The organism is Aquimarina litoralis, assembly GCF_039523995.1.
GTDB classification, from domain to species: domain Bacteria; phylum Bacteroidota; class Bacteroidia; order Flavobacteriales; family Flavobacteriaceae; genus Aquimarina; species Aquimarina litoralis.
Genome location: NZ_BAAAGE010000006.1, coordinates 73023 through 97115 on the forward strand (window position 1 = coordinate 73023; position 24093 = coordinate 97115).

Genomic DNA, 24093 nt, shown 5'->3' on the forward strand with positions numbered 1-24093 from the left:
TTTTTGTACTACCTAGATAAGGCCTCTTGGAATATTTGTTTTTCAAGAGGTCTTTCTTTTTTGGGCAATCTAACTTTTCTTAAAACTAATAGAATCACCTTCTTTTAGATTCCATTGATCAGATAACCCTGCATTAATTTCTAAAACATATCTAGCAGGTTTTCCAGAGGGTAGCGAGGTTGGATCCAATGGTTTTGCATTTTTCTGGAAACTCACGATTTTAAATTGCTCATCGATATAAATAATATCCAAAGAGATCTCTGTATTTTTCATGTAAAAACTCTGTGGCCTTAAGGTTTCCATAATAAAAAGCATTCCACGTTTTTCTCTCATGGTTTTGCGATACATCAAACCTGTTTCGCGTTCATAATCATTATCCGCAATTTCGATATCTAAGTTTACTATAGATTTTGGAATAGAATCTTGTATGTTATAGATGGAGAGTTCTCCTTCTTTTTTAAATGTTATCTCTTCAGTAATGATCTTTTTATCATTCTCTTTTTTACAAGAAAAAATGGTTACAGCGCTTAGGGCTATGCAGAGTATTAAAATATTCTTTCGCATCAGTCTTACTTTAGGAGATAAAAGTAGACAAAAAAGTCGCACTTCAAAAATTCGAAGCACGACTTTTTCTCAACTAACTAACCAGCATTTTAGAATTAATAATTCCTATTTATTATTGTCCCCAATCAATTTTTCTGGATACCATCATGATAGTTCCAAGAATTATGAATAATCCAATACTTCCTACCAACAATGCATAATCTTCTAGTTGGATAATCACGAATATAAAAGCATATAAAGCAGTTAGCGAGGCAGATATTAAAGCCATGAATTTTAAGCTTTTTAAAATAGCTCTGGAATATATAGAGATGAGAAGTACCACAGAAGTGCCTGCTATAAGATACGCATATAGGAAGCTAGAGTGCTCTGATATGGATATAAGTAAGGTGTAGAACATCGTTAACGCTAATCCGATCATTAGATACTGAAAAGGATGAATATTTATTTTACTAATCGTTTGTATCAAGAAAAATACTAAGAAGGTTAAAGCTATTACGAGATATCCATATTTTGCAGTTCGTTCACTTTTTTGATAATCATCAACGGGAACTATAAATTGAACTCCAAATGCCGAGGAGTTTATGTAAGGTAATTCTCCAAAAAACTCTTGTTCGAACTCTCTATTAACCTGCAGTACTTTCCAATTTGCCTTAAAGCCTTTTTCGGTAATAGATTTGGTTTTAGGATCTGGTAGATAATTTCCATCAAACTTTGGTGACTCCCAATCAGAGGTAATTGCGACATTGGTTTCTTTACCTACTGGTATAAATTTTAACTGATTGCTACCGTTGATAATTAGGTCTAAACTAAAGTCTACTGTTTTATCTTTTGGCCACGATTTTTCTTGTAAAAACTTGGTTTCGAGAGTGTTTGTGTAGGAATCTTTAGAGTATTTGGATTGTAGAATATAATTTTCTGGTCCCAATTGTAATTGAAGATTACTTTTGATTCCTTTTAAATTAGTTGAATTTACGATGATGGTGGATTTGTCCCATAAAATATCTTCTTCGGCTACATCTTTTATTTCGAATGAAGGAGTGGTAAAAGAACCATTTATTTTCATGTCTGATGTATATACAGGAGATTTGTAAATTCCTCGTTTTAACGTGTCTGTAGAAACATTAGCTTTGATGTCTAGAAGATTAGGAAAGAAATATGCATTATGAAGTGTTATTATATCTTCTTCTAGATAAGATTTAGTTTTCTCATCCCAGATTTTTTTTATTTTATGAGTTTGGTATGGAATTTTTAAAACAGGTCCGTAAAATAATACCTCATTTCCCCATTTCTGATTAATGTCATTGACAACAGTTTGTTCTTGTCGTATAGATCTTTCTTGTATTAAATTTTTAATGTATGAAAGTGGAATAAGTAATACCAAAATGAGAATTCCTACCATAAGCATACGGATGGTTACAGAAGTTTTTATCCATTGTCCAAAGGACTTTTTTTGCTTTTGAGTTTCCATAATTTTCTTGTTTATAATGATGATGTTTTTAAATAGTTTCTTTTTGATAATGGCGGATTAGGTGATAGGTAATAATTAAAAAACTACCAAAACCTATTGTAAAAGCCCAGGTATTGATATACTCAATCGGAGAAATAATTCTTCTAAATATATCACCGAGTATATGTATTGGATTTTGTAATAAATCCCAGCTGTTCCAGCGAAGTATTCTTCCCATATAAATGCCAAATCCGCAGAGTAATAGCGTAGTATGGATAATGAAAGAGACAGTCTTTTTTGAAAAATGATAGCTAAGGAATTTTTGCATCGATCTTAACGAAGCAAATCCTATGATCAATCCATTGATGGCAAAGGAAAGTATAAGCAAGACATCGAACCAAACAGAATGTAATGTGCTCAAGCGGATATGCTGTAAGTCTGTAAGGATATAAGGAGCATTAGGTAAAAAAGCAAGCCAACATATGAATCCAATAGCGAGCAAGAATCTATTTTTATATAGCTCACGAAAGCTAAGTAATGTTGTAATTGCATACGGTATGCAGGCTAAAAATAGATTCCAGATGAGGAATAGGAAAAAAATAGAATCTAATTTTGAAACTCTAATAAACAATAAACTTAGGCTGAAGATAACAGCTATACTATATCCTTTTATGAATGGTAATTGTTTTTGTAAATACTTCATGCTAGAAAGGTTTTTGGAAATGGATTATTAGCTACGATCAGGAAGTATCCTATAGTAATAGGAATGTTTAGTAAAAAGATCCCAATAGTGGTTAGATTCTCTTTTGAATTGTGATAATTTATAATAGAATTAGCGATTAAACCAATCAATGTAATTCCGTTTAATACAATAGCGATTATGACATAAAAAAGACCGATTACTATAATTTGATCCCAAGGAATGATCATATGCATAAGTAAAATGATTGTACCTAATAAGAAACTGCAGCTAGCAATCATAAGTGCATTCCGATTGATAGATTGTGTTATTTTCATGATGTAGAGATTAAAAATGTGGTTTGCATTGTTTTTAAAGGAGTGTCTAGTAATTTCCGGAAATCCAACTGGTAAAAAGAATACGCACTTTTACCTTTTTTGAAAGCATTTCGAAATAAATTGAACTTGTCTGGATAGAGTATAGTTCCAATAAGTATTACCGTAAATAGGTAGGTGCTTTTTTTTCCATTACCTAGAAGATAGTACTGCATTGCAATTTCTTCAGGTACAGTAATTCCTGTATCTGTAAGTACATGAAATACATCATGATTCTCAAGTTTAGGTTGAGGTGAAAAATCGTGTTTCAATAAAAATGCACCTAAATAAAAACCAAGAGTTTCTTTTGGGAATTGTAGTAGTTGTGAGACAGAGATATCCCAAGGTTCTTCACTTTTAAACCATTTTTGGTATGGAATCTTGCTCCATTCGTATAAAGTTTCCAATAAAATTGCTCTCATTTTTTTGTTTTTTAAAAGTACTTTGAATTTCAAAGTAAATGAATAAAAAAATATAGCTACTGTTTTAATAATTTTTCAATAGCTTCAACATGTTTTTTAAAAGCTTCTCTCCCTTTTTTGGTAGCACTATATCTGGTATTTGGTTTACGTCCGATAAATGATTTTTCGACTAGTATATATGCTTCTTTTTCTAATGCTTTGGTGTGACTCGCTAAATTTCCATCTGTAGCCCCCAATAACTCTTTTAGCATTTTAAAATCAGCATATTCATTAACGATTAAGATAGACATGATACCCAATCGAATTCGATGATCAAATGCTTTATTTATGTTACCAATTATACTACTCATTCCTTGATTTTTTTAGCGAATACACAGATGTATATTGCTAAGCAATTACCGATCGTGATTAAAGTAAATCATACTTCCGTAAATAATGTGCATCACCCCAAATCCAAGTACCCAAAACCAGAATCCAAAACCGGGATATATGGCACATGCCAAACCTAATATAATTTCGACATATCCCAAATATTTTACATTACCAATTGTATATTTAGAAGCATTTACCAAGGCTAAACCATAAAAAATAAGCATCAACGATCCTGTATGTCCATAGTGATTACTATAGATTTTTATCAGAATGTAAATACCACCAGTTATTAGTGGAATTAAAAAGGCTGCCAGTAATCTTCTAGAAGTGCCATTCCATAGGGTTTCGTTATTTTTTCTTGCTTTTCTATTACTTAATATCGCAGCAGTAACAATACTCAATATAGCTATGGCCGCTAAATCAATTAAAATGTAGTTGAAGATTTTACTATGCAAAATAAGGTAATCTCTACCACTATTGCTCACTAGATAATATGCAATGGCGGCCCCTATAATCGCATATATTCCTGCTAGTATTCCTGATAAACCACTTAACGAGAAAAATCGTGATGATTTGTTCATCATATTTTTGATCTCAGTGATGTCTTTTAAATAATCTTCTGTGCTCATTCTAAAAGTACTTTGAAATACAAAGTAAAAATAAATAAATGATACTCACAAATTTTTTTGGAGATTAAATCAGTTTTTATTCTGAAACTGAGATTCTAAACTTTCCTTAGCTTCTAGATCTTCTAATGCTTTACCAAGGAGAGCTGTAGGGATTAAAGCATTGTAATCTTTCCAGAAACTAGGATCATAGGGAAGAGGATAGGTAAACAAAGAATTAGAGAAATTATTTTTAAATATATTTTCATTTTCAGGTGGTGATAGCTTTTCGGTTTTAATAGAGTTTACCACTAATTCTGATTCTGTGGTAGCTTCATAACTTTCGAATAAGTCACCTTTGTTATCATAAGAATTAGTGGCTTTGATTCTTTTTAGATACCATTTATCTTGATATACAGAGAAATTAACATACACTTTAAAATCCTTTAAACTAGTAATACGTGTAATAAAAGCTTTTTTGGATTCTTTTTCTACTATCTCAGGTGTTCTTAGTTGTGCAGCAAAGCGTTCGTTTAATTTCTTCTTTGCTTTTTTTGTGAGTTCGTAACTATAGGAAATGATACCTTTACTTTCTTCTTCTAATGTTATTTCTCCGATATAGGGAGCTTCAATATCATTAGAATCCTTGGGTTTAAATGAGATTATGTATACCAGTTTATTGTTGTAAGTACTCTTTCCGTATAAAGTGAATTTATATTTGTGATTTATCTTAGGATTAAAAAAATCTGCTTGCCGTTTTACTTTGTCAGCTCCCGTAAGTCTCAGTGGGCCTCCTCCAATCTCGTTATTTTCTAACCATTTTAAATTGGTAGTATCAATGGATTTTAGATCTTCTGATCGTTCCATAATCTTATAATCCTGAAGGTTATCGCTTTTTCTTAAGGCAATTATTTTGGTTTTATCCCTCATGTCAGCCACAAACTCCTTGGGTTCTGGAAATGGAACTTGATTTATATTGAATTCTAAACGATTGAATTGCTTGTAATTAGTGTTGGATAATAAGTAATCAAAATTATTGTCATATGCAGAATAGTAAATTTCGGTTGCTGCATCAGCAAACTTGGTATAATTATCATTTATTTTGGTTAGCTCTCTATAATATGTTTCTAGCGTGACAGCTTGTTGCGCATAGTTTTTGGGGATAAGAGAGATTGCTTCATTGATCATTTCCTTGTATTTGTTTTTCGCAGTAACCACAATTTCATCTAATGAGGTAGAGATTGATTTTAAAAAAATCTTGTAAGTAGGAGATTTAAGCTTTTTAACTGGGATACTGTTATTCTCATAACCAACGAATGAAAAAATGACTGAAGAGGAAGCATATTTTTTACTAAAAGTTAATTCGAATTTTCCATCTTCATTCGTAATAGTTCCTATAGAAGTATTTTCTAGTAGTACATTTGTAAAAGGCAAAGGATCTTTCGTTTCCTTATCAAATACAGTAGCTTCGATAGTAATAGTTTCTTGTTTCTTTTGTTGTGCGAAAGAACTAGAGGATCCAAACCCTAACAACAGGATAATAAAAACAAATAGGAGTGTTATGTTTTGAGGTTTCAAAGTGATTAGATATCTTGGGGGTTACTAATATGCAACAGTCTTTCTAAAATACTATTTTTTATTGAAACCAGCGGAGCAATATATCTTAAATCAACCTGAACCATTTAAAAGGATGTTACTTCAAGTTCAGGTGATTGTAGAATCTACTCTTCCTGAAGCAGAGTTGTTATTTAAATGGAGAGTTCCTTTTTACTATGTCGAAAAGGCACCCATTTGTTATTTAAACGTAACGAAAGGATACTTGGATATTGGTTTTTGGGCTGCACAATATTTTACCGATCACCTAGATAAATTGCAAAGTGATAAGAGAAAGTATGTCAGATCCTTGCGCTTCAGAAACCAAGATGAGATAGAAAATGATATATTGATCGAATTACTCGAGCAAGCATACCAACATAGAAATAAGAAAATTATAACGAGTTAACAGTTTGTCTGATTGCGACTAGATTGCTTAGTAATTTTTCTAAATACTGTAAATCTAACATATTAGCCCCATCACTTTTAGCATTTGCTGGATCATAATGTGTTTCCATAAATAATCCATCTACACCAGTAACAACACCAGCACGAGCGATTGTTTCTATCATATCTGGTCTACCACCAGTAACTCCACTGGATTGATTTGGTTGTTGCAAAGAATGGGTCACATCTAAAACTGTAGTTGCATATTGCTTCATTGTAGGAATACCTCTAAAATCTACAATCATGTCTTGATATCCAAACATGGTTCCTCTATCCGTAACCATTACTAAATCACTATCGCTATCTTTTACTTTTTTTACAGCGTGTTGCATGGCTTCAGGACTCATGAATTGTCCTTTTTTTAAGTTTACAGTCTTGCCAGTCTTAGCGGCAGCTACGACTAAATCCGTCTGTCTAACCAAAAATGCAGGAATTTGTAGAATATCAACATATTCTGCAGCCATTACAGCATCATCATTTTCATGAATATCTGTTATCGTAGGAACTTCAAAAGTTTCTCCTACTTTGCGTAAAATTTTTAACGCTTTTTCATTTCCAATTCCAGTAAAACTATCAATTCTACTGCGATTAGCTTTCTTAAAAGAACCTTTAAAAACATAAGGTATTTTTAGCTTCGAAGTAATCTCAACTACTTTTTCAGCAATGCGTAACGCCATTTCTTCTCCTTCGATAGCACAAGGTCCAGCGAGAAGGAAAAAATTATTTGCATCCAGGTTTTTTAGGTTTTTGATTTTAGAAAGTTCCATGTTTGTAATTTAGAACAGCAAAGATATATCTTTTAGTTCATATTGTTACTTTTATATGAATAGCTTTATTGTAGAAACTCAGAGAAAGAAATAGAAGTAACAGATTAAGAAAAATAATGAAATATTAAATCTCTAAAGGATTGTTATAAACATGAGAATTTTAATATCAAATTCTGATTATAATTCCTAATACTGTAAAATATGTCCTGTCTTTGGTAAAGGTTTTAAGTATCTGATTTTTAGGTGTTTTTAATATTTTAAAATTAATATACAAACTATTAAAATATAATGTAAATTTGCACGCTTAAAATCAGGCGTATATGACTGCTATAAAAAACATTGCAATAATTGCACACGTTGATCACGGTAAAACTACCTTGGTAGACAAAATTATGTATCACTGTCAATTATTTCGTGAAAACGAGAACACAGGGGATTTAATTTTGGATAATAACGATCTAGAACGTGAAAGAGGAATTACAATTACTTCAAAGAATGTATCTGTAACCTATAAAGGAACAAAAATCAATATCATTGATACTCCAGGTCACGCCGATTTTGGTGGAGAAGTGGAGCGTGTATTAAACATGGCAGATGGTGTGCTATTATTGGTGGATGCTTTTGAAGGACCAATGCCACAAACACGTTTTGTTTTACAAAAAGCAATTGATCTAGGATTGAAGCCTTGTGTGGTTGTAAATAAAGTAGATAAAGAAAACTGTACTCCCGACGAAGTTCATGAAAAGGTTTTTGACCTTATGTTCGAATTAGGAGCAGAAGAATGGCAGTTAGATTTTCCAACGGTATACGGTTCTGCTAAGAACAACTGGATGAGTGATGATTGGCAGAAGGAAACTGAAAACATAGAACCATTGTTAGATATGGTTATGGAGCATATTCCTTCACCAAAAGTACAAGAAGGAACACTACAAATGTTAATTACATCTTTGGATTTCTCATCTTTTACTGGTCGTATTGCTATCGGTAGATTACAAAGAGGAACACTTACTGAAGGAATGCAGGTTTCATTGGTAAAAAGAGATGGAACTATTAAAAAGTCAAAAATAAAAGAACTCCATACTTTCGAAGGATTAGGAAGAAGAAAAGTAGAGAAGGTAGAGGCAGGTGATATTTGTGCTTTAGTAGGGTTAGAAGGTTTTGAGATTGGAGATACTGTTGCAGATATTGAAAATCCTGAAGGATTAGAAACTATTGCCATTGATGAGCCGACAATGAGTATGTTGTTTACCATAAATGATTCTCCATTCTTTGGTAAAGATGGTAAGTTTGTAACTTCTAGACATATCAAAGAAAGATTAGAAAAGGAACTAGAGAAAAACCTGGCACTTAGAGTAAATGAAACAGATAGTGCAGATAAATTTATGGTTTTTGGTAGAGGAGTCTTGCATTTATCAGTTTTGATAGAAACGATGCGTCGTGAAGGTTACGAATTACAAATCGGACAACCGCAAGTTATCATCAAAGAAATTGATGGTGTAAAATGTGAGCCTATAGAAGAGTTAACTATCGACTTACCTGAAACGGTATCAGGAAAGGCAGTAGAGATGGTAACCCTAAGAAAAGGTGAAATGTTAAGTATGGAAGCCAAAGGAGAACGTATGATTTGCGAATTCTTAATCCCTTCTCGTGGAATCATAGGATTACGTAATCAATTGCTTACTGCCACTGCTGGAGAAGCAATTATGGCACATCGTTTTAAAGAATATCAACCTTTAAAAGGTGACATTCCAGGACGTATTAATGGATCCTTAGTTTCTATGGAAAAAGGAACTGCAATACCATACTCAATAGATAAGTTACAGGAAAGAGGAAAATTCTTTATCGATCCAGGAGAAGACATTTACGAAGGACAGGTTATCGGAGAAAACTCTAGAGGAGATGATATGACCGTAAATGTTACGAAAACTAAAAAGTTATCTAACGTTCGTTCTGCTGGAGCAGATGATAAAGCGAAGATTGTTCCTGCTATTAAGTTTTCTTTAGAAGAAGCTTTAGAATACATTCAAAAAGACGAGTATGTAGAGGTAACTCCTAATCATTTGCGTCTTAGAAAAATCTTCTTAACAGAAGTAGAGCGAAAAAGAAATAAGATTGTATAGACAGGTATTTATCTTAGCTCTAAATAATAAAAAATCCCGAGGTAACTCGGGATTTTTTGTCGAAAATTGGGATAATTGTGGTTTTGGGATCAATTCAATTTATAGGGAGATGAATTGGTTATTTAGGTCATTTTTGTCGGTCAACAAAAGTAAATACTGCTATTGATTAAAAACTTGTAAAAAGCTTTTAAAAAAAAGGTACAACAGGTTTTATAAATAAATACATTTAACTATGATTTCAGATCAAAATTTTATCATTGAACTTATTGGATATTTTGCATCATTTATGGTATTGATATCATTTTTAATGCGAAATATCAGAAAACTCCGTCTTATAAATACTGTGGGGTGTGTGGCTTTTGTAATTTATGGGGTCTTACTCAACTGGTCTTTGCCTATTATCATAACCAATACGGCGATAGCTGGTATAAATATGTATTACCTTTTTATAAGAAAAGAATCGTAATTTACGATCACTTAAGCTAAAAATAAAACTAATATTCCAGATACTCAAACAAATTAACTATTTTCACATTTTAACGTTTTAGTTGTTATTTTATCATAAATAAGTTTTAAAATTGAGAACATTTATGATTGCTTAGTTTTATTATGAAGATTTTTGAATCCTATGCTCAATAGTGGGAAGTGATTTGTAAAACACTTAATATTCGTTTCAACTTTCAAAATATTCAATTTGTCTACCTACGTAATTAAGAGATATCATAAAGACCATTATTCAATCTGGAATAGTTTTATTGATACTGCTAAGAATGGTACATTTCTTTTTAAAAGAGATTTTACGGAGTATCATTCGGATCGGTTTCAGGATTTTTCTTTACTGGTTTTTGATCAGGATAAGCTGATAGGAGTACTTCCTGCAAATGTAAAAGGTACAGAAGTATATTCTCATTTGGGGCTGACATATGGAGGTCTAATTTTGAAAAAAAGAATAGGAGGAGAAAGAGTAAAGAATATGGTGCATCAGATCATAGATTTTTTACGATTACATGATATAACAGATCTGTATGTGAAATCGATTCCTGTATTTTATCATCAACAACCATCTAATGAATTTCTTTTTTTTCTTTCAGAATTAGGAGCTAAACCTTATAGGCGAGATTTAAATCTTGCGATTGATTATCAGAGACCTTTCACCATACATAAAAGTAAATTAAAGCACTATAAGAAAAGAGCTGGATTAGGTTTTGAAATAAGAGAAGAAGACGATTTCTCGGTTTTTTGGAATCAAGTGTTAAAACCAAGGTTGAAAGAAAAGCATGATACAAAACCCGTTCATACCATAGAAGAGATTCATTTGCTTAAACATAATTTTCCAAAAGCTATACAGCAATTTGTAATTCTTTTAGATAATGAAGTGTTAGGAGGAATAACTGTTTTTAAAACCAAAGAAGTGGTGAAATCTCAGTACGGAGCAGTTACGGATAAAGGAGAGACACATAGAGCTTTAGATTTTCTTTTTATTTCATTAATAGAAAAGTATAAAAATGAAGGCTATCGGTTTTTTGATATGGGTACTGTAACTGATAATAACTACGGATTATTAAAGCAAAAAGAAGAGTTAGGTTGCGAAATTTATACGCAAGATTTTTATCGACTTAGTCTTTAAATATCAACTACCATAGAAGTAGCTTTTGTTTATCTACGGATGTATTGATTTTAACAGCTATGTTCTTTCCAAGCGTCCACATATTTTTTTGCTATCTCCTTATAGTGATGTTCTTCTTCAATAAATTTTCTCGCGTTTTTACCTATTTCAATAATTTTTTCTGGATTTAGGATTAGTTCTTCAAGGTTTTTAGCAATTTTAGCACTGTCCGGAGATGTATCGATAGCTACGATTTTATTTTTTAAATCGTAGTGCTTTCTAAAATCTTCTCCAGCACCGGTAAAAATAACTTTTCCCATTGCCATAGCTTCTAGTGCATTATATCCTTGGTCATGTGCTTGTGCCTGGTCTAAGATAATATGAGCAGATAATAAATGTTTGATGTATTCATTATAGGGTAGATCTTTTGTAGTGATGATTTCTACTTTGTGGTTATATTTTTTCGAAATAATTTCTAGTGCTTCTTCAAAATAGCGATTTCCTTTTTTCAAGTAGTTAGAGCTGTTTATGCCATGTAATATTTTGATTTTATCAAGATTTAGTTCTTGCATTTTAATCAAATCACTATTTACTGGATTCGGAATCATGGGTAATGCCTTATTAGTATTTCTGTAGGCCATGTTGTATTCTACACTTACTGGAATAACCCCTTTTATATACTTAAATACATAATCGTGTATTTTTTTTTGCTCTTTAGATACTGCTCTAAGTGTATACCGATATTCTTTTTTGAGTCCTGGATTTTTTAGTAAGGGGCTTAATGTGCTATAGGGAAAATTTCCTGCCAGAGAATAAGAAATATACCGATAGTCATCACCACAAGCTAATAAGTATACATGATTATTATTCTCGAAAAGAAATTTTAATAACTTCTTTTCAAAATAGTTTCCAATATTAAATGGAGTTTCATTAATTAATTGAACATAGTCATAATTCTTCAGGATCCCTTTATTTTTATTAAACTTAATAAGTGTTTCTACCGATGCAAGATCAATTTTAAAAATTAAAAAGAGTAAATGCCTAACCTTATTTAGGAAGAAATTCTTCTTTGTGAAAGTTCCATCGATATTGATATCTATAGGATACTTTTTAAAGAAATCTCCATGACCAATAATTGTCACTTCATGACCATTTTTTAACAACCCTTCTTTTAGCGAATTGTGTAATCGACTATATTCTCCAACTAACAATATTTTCATTTATATCGAGTTCATTCTGTAAAAGAAGATATTAAAAAAAACACTCCATTTTTATGGGCTTACATAAAAACAAATATCTTTGCCGTAAAGGTATTTTTAATACTTTAATAAAAAAACAGAAAGCCTACCAAATTATTTTGCTAAGAAGTAATAAAAGTGGTTTCATACTTTTTAGATAATGACAAACGCTAAACTATCAATTCCGTTTTTAGATTTACCTAAGATCAATAAGCGTTATCATGAACAATTTAAAAGTGTTTTTGCGAATTTCCTAGATACTGGTATTTACATCAAAGGTCCTTACGTTGAGATGTTCGAGAAGTCTTTTGCTACATCCTGTGGAGTAGATTATTGTATAGGAGTTGGTAATGGGTTAGATGCACTAACTATTATACTAAAGGCGTATATCGAATTAGGTAAATTGCGCATAGGTGATGAGGTAATTATTGCAGCGAACACTTTTATAGCAACGATATTGTCGGTTAAATATGCTGGACTGACTCCAGTATTAGTGGAACCAGATGAGCATACTTTTAATTTAGATGTAAAGCAACTAGAAAAATATATAACTTATAAGACCAAAGCGATTATCCCAACTCATTTATATGGTCAGTTAGCAAATATAGAAGCAATTAAAAGAATAGCTGAACAACATAATGTATTGGTAATTGATGATGCGGCCCAGGCTCATGGCGCTCAACATAATGATACAAAAGTAGCTGGTAGTTTATTTCATGCATCTGCTTTTAGTTTTTATCCTGCAAAAAACCTTGGAGCGTTAGGTGATGCAGGTGCAATAACCACAAACGATAAGGAGCTAGCTTATACTATTAGATGTCTAGGTAATTATGGTTCTTCAGAAAAATATCGAAATGAATACGCTGGTGTAAATTCTAGATTAGACGAATTGCAGGCTGCCTTTTTATTGGAAAAGCTGACATATCTTGCAGAGGATAATACATGCAGAAGATCGATTGCCAAACGTTACCTTTCCGAAATAAAAAACGAAAAAATTAAGCTTCCATTCTGGGATCAATCCAATAACCATGTTTTTCACCTTTTTGTGGTACGAGTAGAGAACCGAAAGGACTTCTGCAATTATTTAGAAGAATCAGGAGTAGGTTATCATATTCATTACCCAATTCCACCTCATAAACAACGCGCAATACAGGAGTTTTCTGGACTCTCTTTACCCATTACCGAAAGAATTCATAATGAAGTAGTGAGTATTCCTCTTAATGTGAGCTTAGAAACCCATGAAATTGATTATATCGTACAAGTATTAAATCAATACCAATAGCGTGAACTCCTATTTTCATAAGCTTAAAAACAACGTATTAATTAAAGTTAGTTCTTTTAATGCTGTCGGTGTGGCCGTAAAGATGATTACTGGTATGATAAGTTTAAAAATCGTTGCCGTTATTTTAGGCCCAGAAGGGTTAGCATTAATGGGAAATTTGAGAAATGTACTTACTTCTATTCAATCAGCCGGAACTGTAGGCTTATATAATGGAATCGTAAAATATGTTGCGGATTTTAAGGATGATAAAGAAGAATTGAAGATGGTGTTGTCTACTTCTTTTGTATTATGTTTCTTGGTTACTATTTTTCTTTCTATCTGGTTGTATATAGATCCGTTTTTTTGGAATAATCTGGTTTTTGGCACCAAATATTCATATGAATTTGTATTCAAAGGAGTGGCTATCGCATTACCTTTTTATACGGTTAATATGCTATGTCTCGCCATCATTAATGGCAATTCCAAATATAAAGTGTACATAGTGATTAATATTATCGCTAGTATTATTGGATTGTTGATTACCGTTTTTATGGTATGGAAATATAGCTTAGAAGGTGCTTTTTGGGCAATTATTATAAATCCCGCAGTTTCATTATTTATTACAATAATTTTATATCGTAAAGAGCTTTTGGATTTTGTTAGCTTCGATAAACCGTCTAAAAAATATATGATAAAGTTGAGTTCTTATGCTATTATGGCCTTAATCTCAACAACAGCATTACCTGCGATTTTAATTAAAATCCGAAACCATATTATCTATAATGAAGGTGTGGCAGAGGCGGGATATTGGGAAGCAATACAAAATATCAGTGCACAATACATGTTATTTATTACAACACTGCTTACCATATATCTATTACCAAAATTAACAGAGATAAAAAGGAGTAAAGGTTTTAAGACAGAAGTGATCAGTTTCTATAAAATAATCTTGCCAGTTTTTGGAGCTGTTTTTTTAGTGATTTATGTTTTAAGAAATGTGATTATTAAAATTTTGTTTTCACAGGAATTTGAAGTGATGGAGCCATTATTTCTTTGGCAGCTATTGGGTGATATTTTTAAAATAGCTTCTTTAGTAATTGCATATCAGTTTCTGGCAAAGCGAATGTTTTGGTATTACATCATCACCGAACTAATTTCACTTACGTTTTTATATCTGGTTAGTGTATTTTTAATTAATAAATATGGTTTCGTAGGAGCTTCGATAGCGCATTGTTGCAATTATATTTTCTATTTTCTGTTATTGATAGTAGTTTTTAGAAAATCATTTTTTGGACCGGATAGAAGTATTTGATATAGAAATGGAGACAGAACGTAAAATAAGAATATGTATTATGGTTTCTTCTCTTGGGATTGGCGGGGCAGAGCGTTCCAGTGCTATACTATCCAGAATGTTATCGGATATCGGGTATGATATTACAATCGTGAGTATTTTAGATCATGTTGTATATAACTATAAAGGTGATTTAGTTAATCTAGAGAAACTTACAGCTACACGGAAAGGATTGCGCAAAAGATGGGATAAATTTGTGATTAGTAGAAAACTGATCAGTAAAAACAAGTTTGATTATATCATCGATGCTGCTCCTAGACCAAGCTGGTTTAGGCAATGGTTCATAAATACATTTGTGTATCAGAAAACGGATACGATCTTCGTAGTACATAATTATAACCTTAGTAGTTATTTTCCTAATAGTTCTTTTTTAGGAAAAAAGCTATACCAGAATTCATATGAATTGGTGGGCGTGTCCAAAGAATCAGTACTCCATTTTAAAAAGAAGTATCAACTTCAAAAGGGGAGATGTATCTATAATGCTTTTGATGAAGAATACTGGAATAACTTAGCAGATGAAGAGGTAAAGGTTCCATCTGAGCCATATATATTATCTTATGGGAGAATTACTGATGAATCAAAAAATTATAAATTCTTAATCCAATCATATACAACTTCTCGATTACCACAAAAAGGAGTAAAGCTCTACATCATGGGTGATGGACCAGATAAAGAGATGATACAAAATCTTGTACGTTCGTGTAAGATGGAAGAAAACATCATCTTTTTAGGTTTTTCAGATAATCCATTTCCTTATATTAAAAAAGCTCTTTTTGCTACTTTAACTAGTAACTATGAAGGTTTTCCAATGGTTTTGGTAGAATCGTTAGCTATGGGAACACCTGTTGTATCCGTAGACTGTAAGTCGGGGCCTTCTGAAATCGTGGTTACAGGGGATAATGGTATATTAGTGCCGTTTAAAGATCAAGAATCGTACAAGAATGCTCTGAACAAAATGATAGAGGATGAAGAGTTTTATAATCAGTGTGTAGAAGGAACAAAAAAGAGTGTAACAAAGTTTAAAATTGAAAATATCGCACCGCAATGGCAAGCAATACTTCCTCCGAAAATATAAAAGTAACCAATATGGTTAATGACTGTTTGATTATGGAAATCCGCAATATTAAGGATCCCAGAGGTACTATTGCGGTCATAGAAAAAGAAGTAATTCCTTTTGATGCTAAAAGGGTATACTATTTGTATGATGTGCCAAGTGATGCAACTAGAGGAGGGCATGCCCATAAAGAATTATATCAATTTCTTATCGCTATCAGTGGTAGTTTTGATGTGATTTTACATGATGGGACAAACCCAAAAAAGGTTACTCTTAATAAACCAAATAAAGGTTTATTGATCAAACCTGGGATATGGAGAGAATTAGAAAACTTTTCTTCGGGTGCTGTTTGTTTGGTTATTGCTTCAGAAGTTTTTAAGGAAGATGATTACATAAGGGATTTTGAAAAATTCAAATTATTCAAAAGCAGATAATTTAATACCTGCATTTAGAAGTATTTTGTTTTTAATTGACCTTATAAAAAGATAAAGATTCTTCGGACTGTATAATAATATTTTCTGCTTGGTACTTAAATTTCGAAGATCAATACCATCCTTATATTTTCTAGCAGTTTTGTGATCGCCAGCAGCTTTATAGAGTAACGATATTGCGTACCTGTTTTGGTCTAAATATTTTTTAAGACTTATATTGCTTATTTCTTCCTGTTTAAATTTTTCGAAATCTAAAAATTTTCTTTTAAGTGTATCCGTTTTAGAAATTCTATTGGTAGCATCTAGGTGATACGTAGCTGTGATATAGGTAGCAAGGGCAACTTCATGTGCTAAAGCGATCCTAATCCAAAGATCAGTATCTTCTCCTGCTCCATGAGTGATCGTAGTGTCAAAAACGCCTATATCATCCAGTACTTTTTTGGGAACAGCACATGCCGAAGTCCATATAATTGCATCGATGATATTAGAATGAAAAAAATCTTCTACTAATTGGAAAGTTTGACCAATTGAATCTATATTTTTAAAATTGGCAGGAAAAATAGCAATGGGACTATATCTTTTTTCGTAAGAAGTAGCAAATATTCCAGCCTCAGGATAGGTTTGATATAGTTTCGAAAGTATTTCGAGATGATTTGGGTACCAAAAATCGTCAGCATCTAAAAAGGCTATAAGGGTACCTGATGCTTTTTCTATTCCTAAATTTCGTGTTTTAGAAACTCCTTGATTAAGAGTTGCATAATATTTTATCCGTTTGTCAGCATATTGCTTTACAATCTTTTCACTATGGTCAGTGGATCCATCATTGATGATAATAAGTTCATAATCATCGTATGTCTGAAGAAAAACAGAATCTAATGTGGCGGCAATGCTATCTGCTTTGTTATAAAGAGGAACGATGATTGAGAAAAACGGCACTATTTTTTGTTTTTGATAAAGCAAAAATAACCTAAACGATAAAAATCATAACATAAAATAGATGGATTAGATGATTTTAGGTTTCTTGTAAGACTGCCCTTAAAAGTGAGAAATACCCATTTGACTAATTTATCCAAATGTATTTTGCGAAGTAAATAGTACAATCTAGATACTTTATATCGATCAGGAGTAAGTTTATTCTTATTGATTAATTGGATTAAATTTTCAACAGCATATTCAGTCTTAATAATAAAAGTTTCAGCATCATCATTTGCATCATGAATCACAGGGTTTTCAATATATTCAATGGTGAAGCCTTTTTGAATAATTGTATCAAAAAACACGACATCTTCACAACCATATTTTGTAAGAGATTCATCAAATAGAACCTTATCAAATACCTCTTTTTGAATTAGAAAATTTGAAGAACATACAATAGGTCTTTTGTCATTTTGTTTTTTAATTACAGCTTCTCGTTTTTTTGTATACACCCATCGCAATTTGTAAGGTTTTTCAGGAGGTTTAGGAAGATATGTCATTCCTCCGGTTACTACTTTATGATGGATATTTTTTAAATACCCTTTAATAAAATTGTGTTTGGAAGGAAAAGTACCTGCATCAATAAATAAAAGATGATCAAAAGTAGCTTTTGAAGCTAGTAAGTTTCTAATTGCACTTCGCCCTATATTTTTGGGTAATATTTGATAAGTGCATCCAGTTAATTTATTAATGGCATTGTTTTCCTCTAAGAAAAAAATCGAATGATCATCTAGTACCAGTATTTCAAAAGCAATATTGCAATCAGAAACCTGTTTATATAGTTCTTGAACTAGTGTAATTGTGTTATAATTATAAACAGGGATCAAAATTGACAACATTATGGATGCTTTACTAGAAGTTTATAATTATTTTTAGGGCAAATTTGTAATTGGGATTAATGAATTACCTTACCAGAGATAAAATTGCTGAATTAATTCTTTTAAAGCTCAAAGATAATGAAGAAGTTTTAAAAAAGCATTTTGACCAAACAAGTCAACAAATAGGGTATTTCTATATTGATGATCTACTTCCGGATACTATAGCGAAAGAAGTTTTTGAGAAGTTTCCTCTAAAAAAAGATGTAAAAGTCAAACGAAGTATTAGAGAGTACAAGTATGTAGCAGCTCAGATGAATAAATATCATCCGCTATTGGAAGAAGTGATATTTGCTTTTCAGGATCAAAGAATTGTTGATTTTATTGCTAAGATTTGTAGATATACCGATGTTGTACCTGATGAAAACTTGTACGCTGGTGGTATCTCTATGATGGGCAAAGGGAATTATTTGAATCCGCATTTGGACAACTCTCATGATAAGGATGTGGAATTATGGCGTGTACTTAATTTGTTATATTATGTTACACCAGGATGGGAAATGGATAATGGAGGAAATTTAGAATTATGGCCTAATGGACTTAAAGCAACTCCTATTACCGTAAATTCGAGCTTTAATAGATTAGTTGTTATGACTACTCACAAAACTTCTTGGCATTCTGTAAGTAAAGTTACAAAGGATCAAGTTCGATGTTGTGTTTCTAATTATTATTTTTCAACTACTCCTGTAGGTTCCAAAGGAGATTTTCATGTAACTACATTTAGAGGTAGACCAGGTCAGTTTTTCAGAGATAAAATACTAAAATTGGATTCTTCTATACGTATGGGAGTTCGTAAAATATTTAAAAAAGGAATTCGAGAAAATCCACATGTATATAAAAAAGAAGATTCTTAAGAAGAAGATATATTCTAAGTATTTTGATAAATACCAAAGACAAAATCACTAGAATGTGTTTTTATGTAAGTATCCTCATATTCAAAAAGTCCATCTAATATCTGTTCTTTTTCATCATTTAAAGTAACAAAATGATGTGCAATATCTTTCAGTACATTAGGTAATAGGTTGCCTCCATATGAAGCTTCATAAATTGTCTTATAATGTTTATGAATAGATGGTATAATTTGCGAAGAATCTACACATTCAGATGGATCTGCCAAAATCATCCGTATCATACCGGAACCATAAAATTTATTTTTATAAATATTTAATTTAAACCTTTTTCTATACGATTTAGGAATCGATTGTAATGCAATGTTTGTTGCTATTATTTGATGTTTCGGAAATTGTAATCGATCAGCACCAACAAATTCATTGATAATTAACTTTCCATCACTTTTTAAAGTTTTCTTTATCTTCTTGCCTACAAGGTTTTCAATATCTTTAAAATGATGTAAAGAAGCATGAAAAAGAACTATATCGAAATAATTTTCTGGGAATTCATAATTATATAAATCCTGAATCTGAAAATTAATAGACTTCAATCCTTTATCATGAGCTATTTTTCGAGCTTGATCGAATAGGACTTCATTAATATCTAAACATAAGATTTCTTTAAAATTATCATAACCAGCAAACGTAAGTTCATGACTACAAATACCGCTTCCTAGGGAAAGCATTTTTAAATCTTTTCGTTCGTTTAAATAATTTTGCATCACGAAGTCCTCATATTCTAAGTTAGGATCTCCCGTGATTAGCAGATTCCAGCGTTTTTGTACTTTAGGAATAATCCACCAATTTGCCGAAGAGATATCTAATTCGTTAAACGCACTTTTTGTTCTTTTGATAGCATTTAGATTTAGTTTAGACATGATAAATGGTAAGCCACGTTGTCTAAACTTGGTATAGGTTTCTATAATATCATCAAGAGTAATTAAACGCATTATTTGGTGACTTCTAATATGGTTTCTTCTGTAAGTAAACCGTTCGCAGATGGATTGGTACTATCACTAGTAAATTCTAACGATTGGATGTTTGTAAAATTACTTTCTTTTAATCTATTTTTTAATCCTTCTACAGAATATACGCGTACATGATCTTCTTGTCCAAAATGATGTAATCGTTCATTAGGATCTTTGATGTTCAGATCTTCATAGATCTCACCATCTTTAAAAGGGGTTTGAATTAATAATATTCCGTTCGGTTTTAGAACACGATACAACTCACTCATTGCTTTTTTATCATTTTCTATATGCTCTAAAATGTGATAACAGATGATAAAATCGAAGAGATTGTCTTCTACAGAAATAGCAGTGATATCATATTGAAAATCTGCGATAAACTCACTTTCAAAATCTGTACTAAAGTATGATATACTTTTATTCTTTTTCAGTCTTCTATATAACGATCTGGAAGGAGAGAAGTGTAATATATTTCCTTTTAAATCAAATCTGTCTAATAATATTTTATAAAGCCTTCTGGTTCTGGATAAACTACCGCAGTAAGGGCATATTTTTTCTCCGGTATCTAAAATAATAAATTTTCTAAGATGAGCATTGCAGATATTACACACATGGTTTCTACCATAATATTGTATTGCAAAAGGGAATCGAATTTTTTCTTCATACCGAAATAAAAGATCTTTGGGGATGATTTTTTTGAGAACTTTTTTAACACGCTCATACATACACTATCCCTTTCGTTGCACAACTTCAAAAACCTTATTGCCTTCACATTTTAGGGTTTTCGAAGGATATTTTAATAGCAATGCGTAATCGTGTGTAGCCATTAATATGGTATTACCATTTTTATTGATATCCTGCAAAACTTCCATAACCTCTACAGAGGTTTGCGGATCTAGATTACCAGTAGGCTCATCTGCCAAAATTAATTCGGGATCATTAAGTAATGCACGAGCAATAGCAATACGTTGCTGTTCTCCTCCAGATAATTGATATGGGAACTTAAAATCTTTTGTTTTCATTCCTACTTTATCTAATACATCATCAATTTTACTATCCATTGCTTTTTGGTCATTCCATCCAGTTGCCTTAAGCACAAATAATAGATTCTCTTTTACAGTTCTATCATTTAGTAATTTAAAATCCTGAAAGACAATCCCTAGTTTTCTTCTTAAAAAAGGTATTTGACTTTCTTTTAAGGTACTTAAATCAAAATCAACGATACTACCTTCACCTTCAATAAGAGGAATGTCTCCATAAAGCGTTTTCATAAAACTACTTTTTCCAGTTCCAGTTTTTCCGATGAGATATACAAAATCACCTTTGTTCACTTCTACATTTACATCAGATAAGATGAGATTTTCTCGTTGATAGATAGAAGCGTTTTTAAGACTTAAAACAGGATTAGACATATGATGAAATTCTTAGTTTAGTAATATTTAGTAAAAGTATAAAGTTTATGGAATATTGTATTTATTAAAAATGTTTTTTTATCCACGTTGATTTTGACTAATTTTCCCAAAGAATTTATATGCGTATACATTTTGCAATTTAACACGGTCGATTTTGCGTTATTCTTTCCAATCGTTTTTACACTGTATTGGTTTGTGTTTAATAGCAGTATTAAGATTCAAAATGTATTTCTTCTTATTACCAGCTATATTTTTTATGCTTTCTGGGATTGGCGTTTTTTATCCTTAATTTTTTTAAGTTCTATTATTGATTTTTTAGTTGCCAGAAGACTTAAAAACAGTATTGGAATTCAAAGAAAAATGCTTTTTGGAATTAGTGTTTTTTGTAATCTGGGAGTATTGTTCGTTTTTAAATATTTTGATTTCTTTTTAGAAACGTTTGTGGATGCCTTTTTGTTATTCGGGAAACCAATTTCTTATACATCTCTACAATTAGTACTTCCTGTAGGAATTAGCTTTTATACGTTTCAAACATTAAGTTATACAATCGATGTGTATCGTAAACGAATAGAGCCAACCGATGATGTGATCTCTTTTTTTGCCTTTGTTTCTTTTTTTCCTCAGCTTGTTGCTGGTCCTATCGAACGGGCTTCTAATCTTCTTCCACAGTTTAAAAGGCGAAGAATATTCAATATAGAAAAAAGTGTAGATGGATTGCAACTCATTTTAGGCGGGTTATTTAAAAAAATGGTAATTGCAGATAATTGTGCGTTAATCGTGAATAATCTGTTCGAAAATTATACGGAGTATTCTGGAAGTACGCTGTTTTGTGGAGCTATATTTTTTGGATTTCAGATTTATGGAGATTTCTCGGGTTATTCTGATATCGCTATAGGAACAGCAAGACTTTTAGGGTTTGATTTAATGAAGAACTTCAATTTTCCCTATTTATCAAAGAATTTGATAGAGTTTTGGAGAAGATGGCACATTTCGCTATCCTCTTGGTTTAGAGACTATGTATATATCCCTTTAGGTGGAAATCGAGTTTCTAATATTAGATTAATTGATAATATTTTGATCGTTTTTGTGGTAAGTGGCTTATGGCATGGTGCTAATCTTACGTTTTTAGCGTGGGGATTGATACATGGAATATTCTTAATCCTTACGATCTTTTTGCTAAAACATTCGAGAATTAAAGCTTTTTTGCAGACTCAGAAATCTATCTTCTTAGATTTACTTGGCATAGGAATTACATTTTTTATTGTAACGATAGCTTGGGTGTTTTTTAGAGCCGAAACAATAACGGAAGCTTTTCAATACCTACAAAGAATCTTTTCTACTTCATTATTTTCTTTACCTCAGGGAAATAAATGGTTTTTGTTATTCTTAATAGGATATATGCTGATAGAATGGCTCCAGAAAAGAAGAGAACACCTGTTAGATATTCGGCATATATTTTCGAAATCAATTCGGTATTCTATTTATTATGCCGTAGTGTTTTTAGTGCTGTATTTTGGAGGTAATCTACAAACCTTTATTTATTTTCAATTTTAATGATGAAGGTTTTTCTAAGAAAAATACTCGTTTTTTTTATTCCTATTGCAATCGTTTGGGGAGCCCTAGAATGGTTCTATAGAACGGTGCCTTCTAATTACACCTATAAGCATAAGATCATAAAGGAACGATACAACGAAATTGAGACGTTGATTTTGGGAGATTCCCATGCTTTTTTCGGTGTTAATCCTTCTTATATAGATACAGAAACATTGAATCTGGCTAATATCAGTCAGAGTCTGTATATGGATCAATTACTTTTTGAAAAACACGAAGACAGTTTACCTAATCTTCAAAATGTAATCATTACTGTTGGGTACTATAGTTTAAGTAAATTAAAAAATACAAAAGGAGAGATATGGCGTAAATATTTTTACCAAAATCAAATGGATTTAGAAATACCTATCATCTCTCCTTGGGATGTGAAACAATATAGTTTAGCATTAACCAGACGACTCAATAAATCCATTTCTTTAGTGCATGCATATCTCGATGAAGGTACGATCATAGGATGTGATGCTAAGGGTTGGGGTGATTATTATGATAGTACCAACGGACAATCATTAGATGTCGAAAGTTGGGGAGCTGCAAAGCGACATGAAGATTTTTTATTCGATTTTAGTGAAAATATAGGTCGGCTACAAGCAATCATTGATGCTTGTAAAAAGAAAAATTGTAATGTATATATCGTAGATATGCCAGTATATCATGGATACGTATCGTATTTGAATCCAGATAAATTAGAAAAGGTTACCAATTCATGTAAAGTACTAGAGAATGACAATGAAAATGTTCGATATATTAACCTACGCCAAGACTACAGGATAGAAGATTCAGATTTTTACGACCCAGATCATTTAAATCATAAAGGAGCAAAAAAATACACCCAAATTATAAATCAATTAATATCTACATCAAAAAATGATCGTTGATGTAATTATCTTTAAAATATTTCGTTATTAGTATGAAGATTAGGGTATCTTTAACACAAAATTTATTCGCGGGAAACGATATTTACTTTAAGAAAATTTGGTCAAGGGAAACCTTGAAATTTCTATTAAACATGAGCGCTGGTAGTTGTCAGGTTC

26 protein-coding genes are annotated in these 24093 nt (G+C 31.7%); 11 read left to right on the plus strand and 15 right to left on the minus strand.

Going from position 1 to position 24093, the window contains the following annotated elements:
• Window positions 1-69: 69 nt before the first annotated feature.
• From ABD077_RS22460 to ABD077_RS22495, 8 genes are all read right to left on the minus strand, one after another.
• The gene (locus ABD077_RS22460) at window positions 70-564 is read right to left on the minus strand and encodes a DUF192 domain-containing protein (RefSeq protein ID WP_343914451.1); all 495 of its coding nucleotides are present in this window, start codon (window positions 562-564) and stop codon (window positions 70-72) included.
• A 112-nt stretch (window positions 565-676) separates the two neighbouring features.
• The gene (gene creD, locus ABD077_RS22465; RefSeq protein ID WP_343914452.1) at window positions 677-2032 is read right to left on the minus strand and encodes a cell envelope integrity protein CreD; all 1356 of its coding nucleotides are present in this window, start codon (window positions 2030-2032) and stop codon (window positions 677-679) included.
• A gap of 28 nt (window positions 2033-2060) precedes the next feature.
• The gene (locus ABD077_RS22470) at window positions 2061-2714 is read right to left on the minus strand and encodes a DUF1361 domain-containing protein (RefSeq protein ID WP_343914453.1); all 654 of its coding nucleotides are present in this window, start codon (window positions 2712-2714) and stop codon (window positions 2061-2063) included.
• Window positions 2711-3028 carry a hypothetical protein gene (locus ABD077_RS22475; RefSeq protein WP_343914454.1) on the minus strand — a complete coding sequence of 106 codons (318 nt, stop codon included), beginning with the start codon at window positions 3026-3028 and terminating at the stop codon, window positions 2711-2713. Before ABD077_RS22475 ends, ABD077_RS22470 begins: the two co-directional genes overlap by 4 nt.
• Complete coding sequence (locus ABD077_RS22480) at window positions 3025-3486, minus strand: hypothetical protein (protein WP_343914455.1); 462 nt, start codon at window positions 3484-3486, stop codon at window positions 3025-3027. Before ABD077_RS22480 ends, ABD077_RS22475 begins: the two co-directional genes overlap by 4 nt.
• Before the next feature lie 56 nt (window positions 3487-3542).
• Window positions 3543-3836, minus strand: a complete 294-nt coding sequence (locus ABD077_RS22485) for a winged helix-turn-helix domain-containing protein (RefSeq protein ID WP_343914456.1) — start codon at window positions 3834-3836, stop codon at window positions 3543-3545.
• Between the two features lie 45 nt (window positions 3837-3881).
• Window positions 3882-4487, minus strand: a complete 606-nt coding sequence (locus tag ABD077_RS22490) for a hypothetical protein (protein WP_343914457.1) — start codon at window positions 4485-4487, stop codon at window positions 3882-3884.
• Window positions 4488-4556: 69 nt separating this feature from the next.
• On the minus strand, window positions 4557-6041 hold the full coding sequence (locus ABD077_RS22495; protein ID WP_343914458.1) for a carboxypeptidase-like regulatory domain-containing protein: 1485 nt from the start codon (window positions 6039-6041) through the stop codon (window positions 4557-4559).
• A 61-nt stretch (window positions 6042-6102) separates the two neighbouring features.
• Between ABD077_RS22495 and ABD077_RS22500 the strand changes: the two genes are divergently transcribed.
• Window positions 6103-6465, plus strand: coding sequence for a DUF1801 domain-containing protein (locus ABD077_RS22500; RefSeq protein ID WP_343914459.1), 363 nt, complete (start codon window positions 6103-6105; stop codon window positions 6463-6465).
• Here the strand turns inward: ABD077_RS22500 and kdsA are convergent.
• Window positions 6452-7270: a 3-deoxy-8-phosphooctulonate synthase gene (gene kdsA, locus ABD077_RS22505; RefSeq protein ID WP_343914460.1), complete on the minus strand. Its 819-nt coding sequence runs from the start codon at window positions 7268-7270 to the stop codon at window positions 6452-6454. The two genes, ABD077_RS22500 and kdsA, sit on opposite strands and share 14 nt — an antisense overlap.
• A 320-nt stretch (window positions 7271-7590) precedes the next feature.
• On the opposite strand from kdsA, the gene typA reads away from it, so the two are divergent.
• The 3 genes from typA to ABD077_RS22520 all read left to right on the plus strand — a co-directional run bounded on the left by typA (window position 7591) and on the right by ABD077_RS22520 (window position 11017).
• Window positions 7591-9390, plus strand: coding sequence for a translational GTPase TypA (typA, locus tag ABD077_RS22510; protein WP_299610188.1), 1800 nt, complete (start codon window positions 7591-7593; stop codon window positions 9388-9390).
• Window positions 9391-9622: 232 nt separating this feature from the next.
• A complete protein-coding gene (locus ABD077_RS22515) occupies window positions 9623-9856 on the plus strand; it encodes a uroporphyrinogen decarboxylase (protein ID WP_299610187.1) in 234 nt (77 codons plus the stop codon).
• A 228-nt stretch (window positions 9857-10084) separates the two neighbouring features.
• Window positions 10085-11017, plus strand: coding sequence for a GNAT family N-acetyltransferase (locus ABD077_RS22520; protein WP_343914461.1), 933 nt, complete (start codon window positions 10085-10087; stop codon window positions 11015-11017).
• Window positions 11018-11067: 50 nt separating this feature from the next.
• Here ABD077_RS22520 and ABD077_RS22525 read toward each other — a convergent pair whose 3' ends face one another.
• Complete coding sequence (locus ABD077_RS22525; RefSeq protein WP_343914462.1) at window positions 11068-12216, minus strand: glycosyltransferase; 1149 nt, start codon at window positions 12214-12216, stop codon at window positions 11068-11070.
• Between the two features lie 178 nt (window positions 12217-12394).
• Here ABD077_RS22525 and ABD077_RS22530 point away from each other — a divergent pair, with 178 nt between their 5' ends.
• From ABD077_RS22530 to ABD077_RS22545, 4 genes are read left to right on the plus strand one after another with little or no spacing between them, the layout of a single operon-like run.
• Window positions 12395-13516, plus strand: a complete 1122-nt coding sequence (locus ABD077_RS22530) for a DegT/DnrJ/EryC1/StrS family aminotransferase (RefSeq protein WP_343914463.1) — start codon at window positions 12395-12397, stop codon at window positions 13514-13516.
• Window position 13517: 1 nt separating this feature from the next.
• The gene (locus tag ABD077_RS22535; RefSeq protein ID WP_343914464.1) at window positions 13518-14807 is read left to right on the plus strand and encodes an O-antigen translocase; all 1290 of its coding nucleotides are present in this window, start codon (window positions 13518-13520) and stop codon (window positions 14805-14807) included.
• Window positions 14785-15921 (plus strand): glycosyltransferase, encoded by a 1137-nt coding sequence (locus ABD077_RS22540; RefSeq protein WP_343914465.1) that lies wholly within the window; start codon window positions 14785-14787, stop codon window positions 15919-15921. The genes ABD077_RS22535 and ABD077_RS22540 overlap by 23 nt, the downstream gene beginning before the upstream one ends.
• Window positions 15891-16334, plus strand: a complete 444-nt coding sequence (locus ABD077_RS22545; protein WP_343914466.1) for a sugar 3,4-ketoisomerase — start codon at window positions 15891-15893, stop codon at window positions 16332-16334. Before ABD077_RS22540 ends, ABD077_RS22545 begins: the two co-directional genes overlap by 31 nt.
• Here ABD077_RS22545 and ABD077_RS22550 read toward each other — a convergent pair.
• Together ABD077_RS22550 and ABD077_RS22555 are read right to left on the minus strand one after the other, a co-directional pair.
• Complete coding sequence (locus tag ABD077_RS22550; protein ID WP_343914467.1) at window positions 16317-17267, minus strand: glycosyltransferase family 2 protein; 951 nt, start codon at window positions 17265-17267, stop codon at window positions 16317-16319. The genes ABD077_RS22545 and ABD077_RS22550 overlap by 18 nt on opposite strands.
• Complete coding sequence (locus tag ABD077_RS22555; RefSeq protein ID WP_343914469.1) at window positions 17267-18145, minus strand: glycosyltransferase family 2 protein; 879 nt, start codon at window positions 18143-18145, stop codon at window positions 17267-17269. The genes ABD077_RS22550 and ABD077_RS22555 overlap by 1 nt, the downstream gene beginning before the upstream one ends.
• Window positions 18146-18204: 59 nt before the next feature.
• On the opposite strand from ABD077_RS22555, the gene ABD077_RS22560 reads away from it, so the two are divergent.
• Entirely contained in the window at window positions 18205-19035 is an 831-nt protein-coding gene (locus tag ABD077_RS22560; protein ID WP_343914470.1) for a 2OG-Fe(II) oxygenase, read from the plus strand.
• Window positions 19036-19049: 14 nt separating this feature from the next.
• Here the strand turns inward: ABD077_RS22560 and ABD077_RS22565 are convergent, their stop codons facing one another.
• The 3 genes from ABD077_RS22565 to ABD077_RS22575 are packed head-to-tail and all read right to left on the minus strand — an operon-like array spanning window position 19050 to window position 21451.
• Window positions 19050-20021 (minus strand): class I SAM-dependent methyltransferase, encoded by a 972-nt coding sequence (locus ABD077_RS22565; RefSeq protein WP_343914471.1) that lies wholly within the window; start codon window positions 20019-20021, stop codon window positions 19050-19052.
• Window positions 20021-20764: a methyltransferase domain-containing protein gene (locus ABD077_RS22570; protein WP_343914472.1), complete on the minus strand. Its 744-nt coding sequence runs from the start codon at window positions 20762-20764 to the stop codon at window positions 20021-20023. Before ABD077_RS22570 ends, ABD077_RS22565 begins: the two co-directional genes overlap by 1 nt.
• Before the next feature lie 3 nt (window positions 20765-20767).
• Complete coding sequence (locus ABD077_RS22575; protein WP_343914473.1) at window positions 20768-21451, minus strand: cell division ATP-binding protein FtsE; 684 nt, start codon at window positions 21449-21451, stop codon at window positions 20768-20770.
• A gap of 132 nt (window positions 21452-21583) precedes the next feature.
• On the opposite strand from ABD077_RS22575, the gene ABD077_RS22580 reads away from it, so the two are divergent.
• Both ABD077_RS22580 and ABD077_RS22585 read left to right on the plus strand, forming a co-directional pair.
• Window positions 21584-23005, plus strand: coding sequence for an MBOAT family O-acyltransferase (locus tag ABD077_RS22580; protein WP_343914474.1), 1422 nt, complete (start codon window positions 21584-21586; stop codon window positions 23003-23005).
• The gene (locus tag ABD077_RS22585; protein WP_343914475.1) at window positions 23005-23937 is read left to right on the plus strand and encodes a hypothetical protein; all 933 of its coding nucleotides are present in this window, start codon (window positions 23005-23007) and stop codon (window positions 23935-23937) included. The genes ABD077_RS22580 and ABD077_RS22585 overlap by 1 nt, the downstream gene beginning before the upstream one ends.
• The last annotated feature ends 156 nt before the right edge of the window (window positions 23938-24093 follow it).

Excerpts from the sequence above, each read along its gene's own strand:
- ABD077_RS22555 (WP_343914469.1), bottom strand. The coding sequence starts at position 18,145 with ATGTTGTCAATTTTGATCCCTGTTTATAATTATAACACAATTACACTA.
- ABD077_RS22570 (WP_343914472.1), bottom strand. The coding sequence starts at position 20,764 with ATGTATGAGCGTGTTAAAAAAGTTCTCAAAAAAATCATCCCCAAAGAT.
- ABD077_RS22485 (WP_343914456.1), bottom strand. The coding sequence starts at position 3,836 with ATGAGTAGTATAATTGGTAACATAAATAAAGCATTTGATCATCGAATT.
- ABD077_RS22530 (WP_343914463.1), top strand. The coding sequence starts at position 12,395 with ATGACAAACGCTAAACTATCAATTCCGTTTTTAGATTTACCTAAGATC.
- ABD077_RS22525 (WP_343914462.1), bottom strand. The coding sequence starts at position 12,216 with ATGAAAATATTGTTAGTTGGAGAATATAGTCGATTACACAATTCGCTA.
- ABD077_RS22560 (WP_343914470.1), top strand. The coding sequence starts at position 18,205 with ATGAATTACCTTACCAGAGATAAAATTGCTGAATTAATTCTTTTAAAG.
- kdsA (WP_343914460.1), bottom strand. The coding sequence starts at position 7,270 with ATGGAACTTTCTAAAATCAAAAACCTAAAAAACCTGGATGCAAATAAT.
- ABD077_RS22515 (WP_299610187.1), top strand. The coding sequence starts at position 9,623 with ATGATTTCAGATCAAAATTTTATCATTGAACTTATTGGATATTTTGCA.
- ABD077_RS22470 (WP_343914453.1), bottom strand. The coding sequence starts at position 2,714 with ATGAAGTATTTACAAAAACAATTACCATTCATAAAAGGATATAGTATA.
- ABD077_RS22490 (WP_343914457.1), bottom strand. The coding sequence starts at position 4,487 with ATGAGCACAGAAGATTATTTAAAAGACATCACTGAGATCAAAAATATG.
- ABD077_RS22575 (WP_343914473.1), bottom strand. The coding sequence starts at position 21,451 with ATGTCTAATCCTGTTTTAAGTCTTAAAAACGCTTCTATCTATCAACGA.
- ABD077_RS22460 (WP_343914451.1), bottom strand. The coding sequence starts at position 564 with ATGCGAAAGAATATTTTAATACTCTGCATAGCCCTAAGCGCTGTAACC.
- typA (WP_299610188.1), top strand. The coding sequence starts at position 7,591 with ATGACTGCTATAAAAAACATTGCAATAATTGCACACGTTGATCACGGT.
- ABD077_RS22585 (WP_343914475.1), top strand. The coding sequence starts at position 23,005 with ATGATGAAGGTTTTTCTAAGAAAAATACTCGTTTTTTTTATTCCTATT.
- ABD077_RS22545 (WP_343914466.1), top strand. The coding sequence starts at position 15,891 with ATGGCAAGCAATACTTCCTCCGAAAATATAAAAGTAACCAATATGGTT.
- ABD077_RS22480 (WP_343914455.1), bottom strand. The coding sequence starts at position 3,486 with ATGAGAGCAATTTTATTGGAAACTTTATACGAATGGAGCAAGATTCCA.
- creD (WP_343914452.1), bottom strand. The coding sequence starts at position 2,032 with ATGGAAACTCAAAAGCAAAAAAAGTCCTTTGGACAATGGATAAAAACT.
- ABD077_RS22475 (WP_343914454.1), bottom strand. The coding sequence starts at position 3,028 with ATGAAAATAACACAATCTATCAATCGGAATGCACTTATGATTGCTAGC.
- ABD077_RS22565 (WP_343914471.1), bottom strand. The coding sequence starts at position 20,021 with ATGCGTTTAATTACTCTTGATGATATTATAGAAACCTATACCAAGTTT.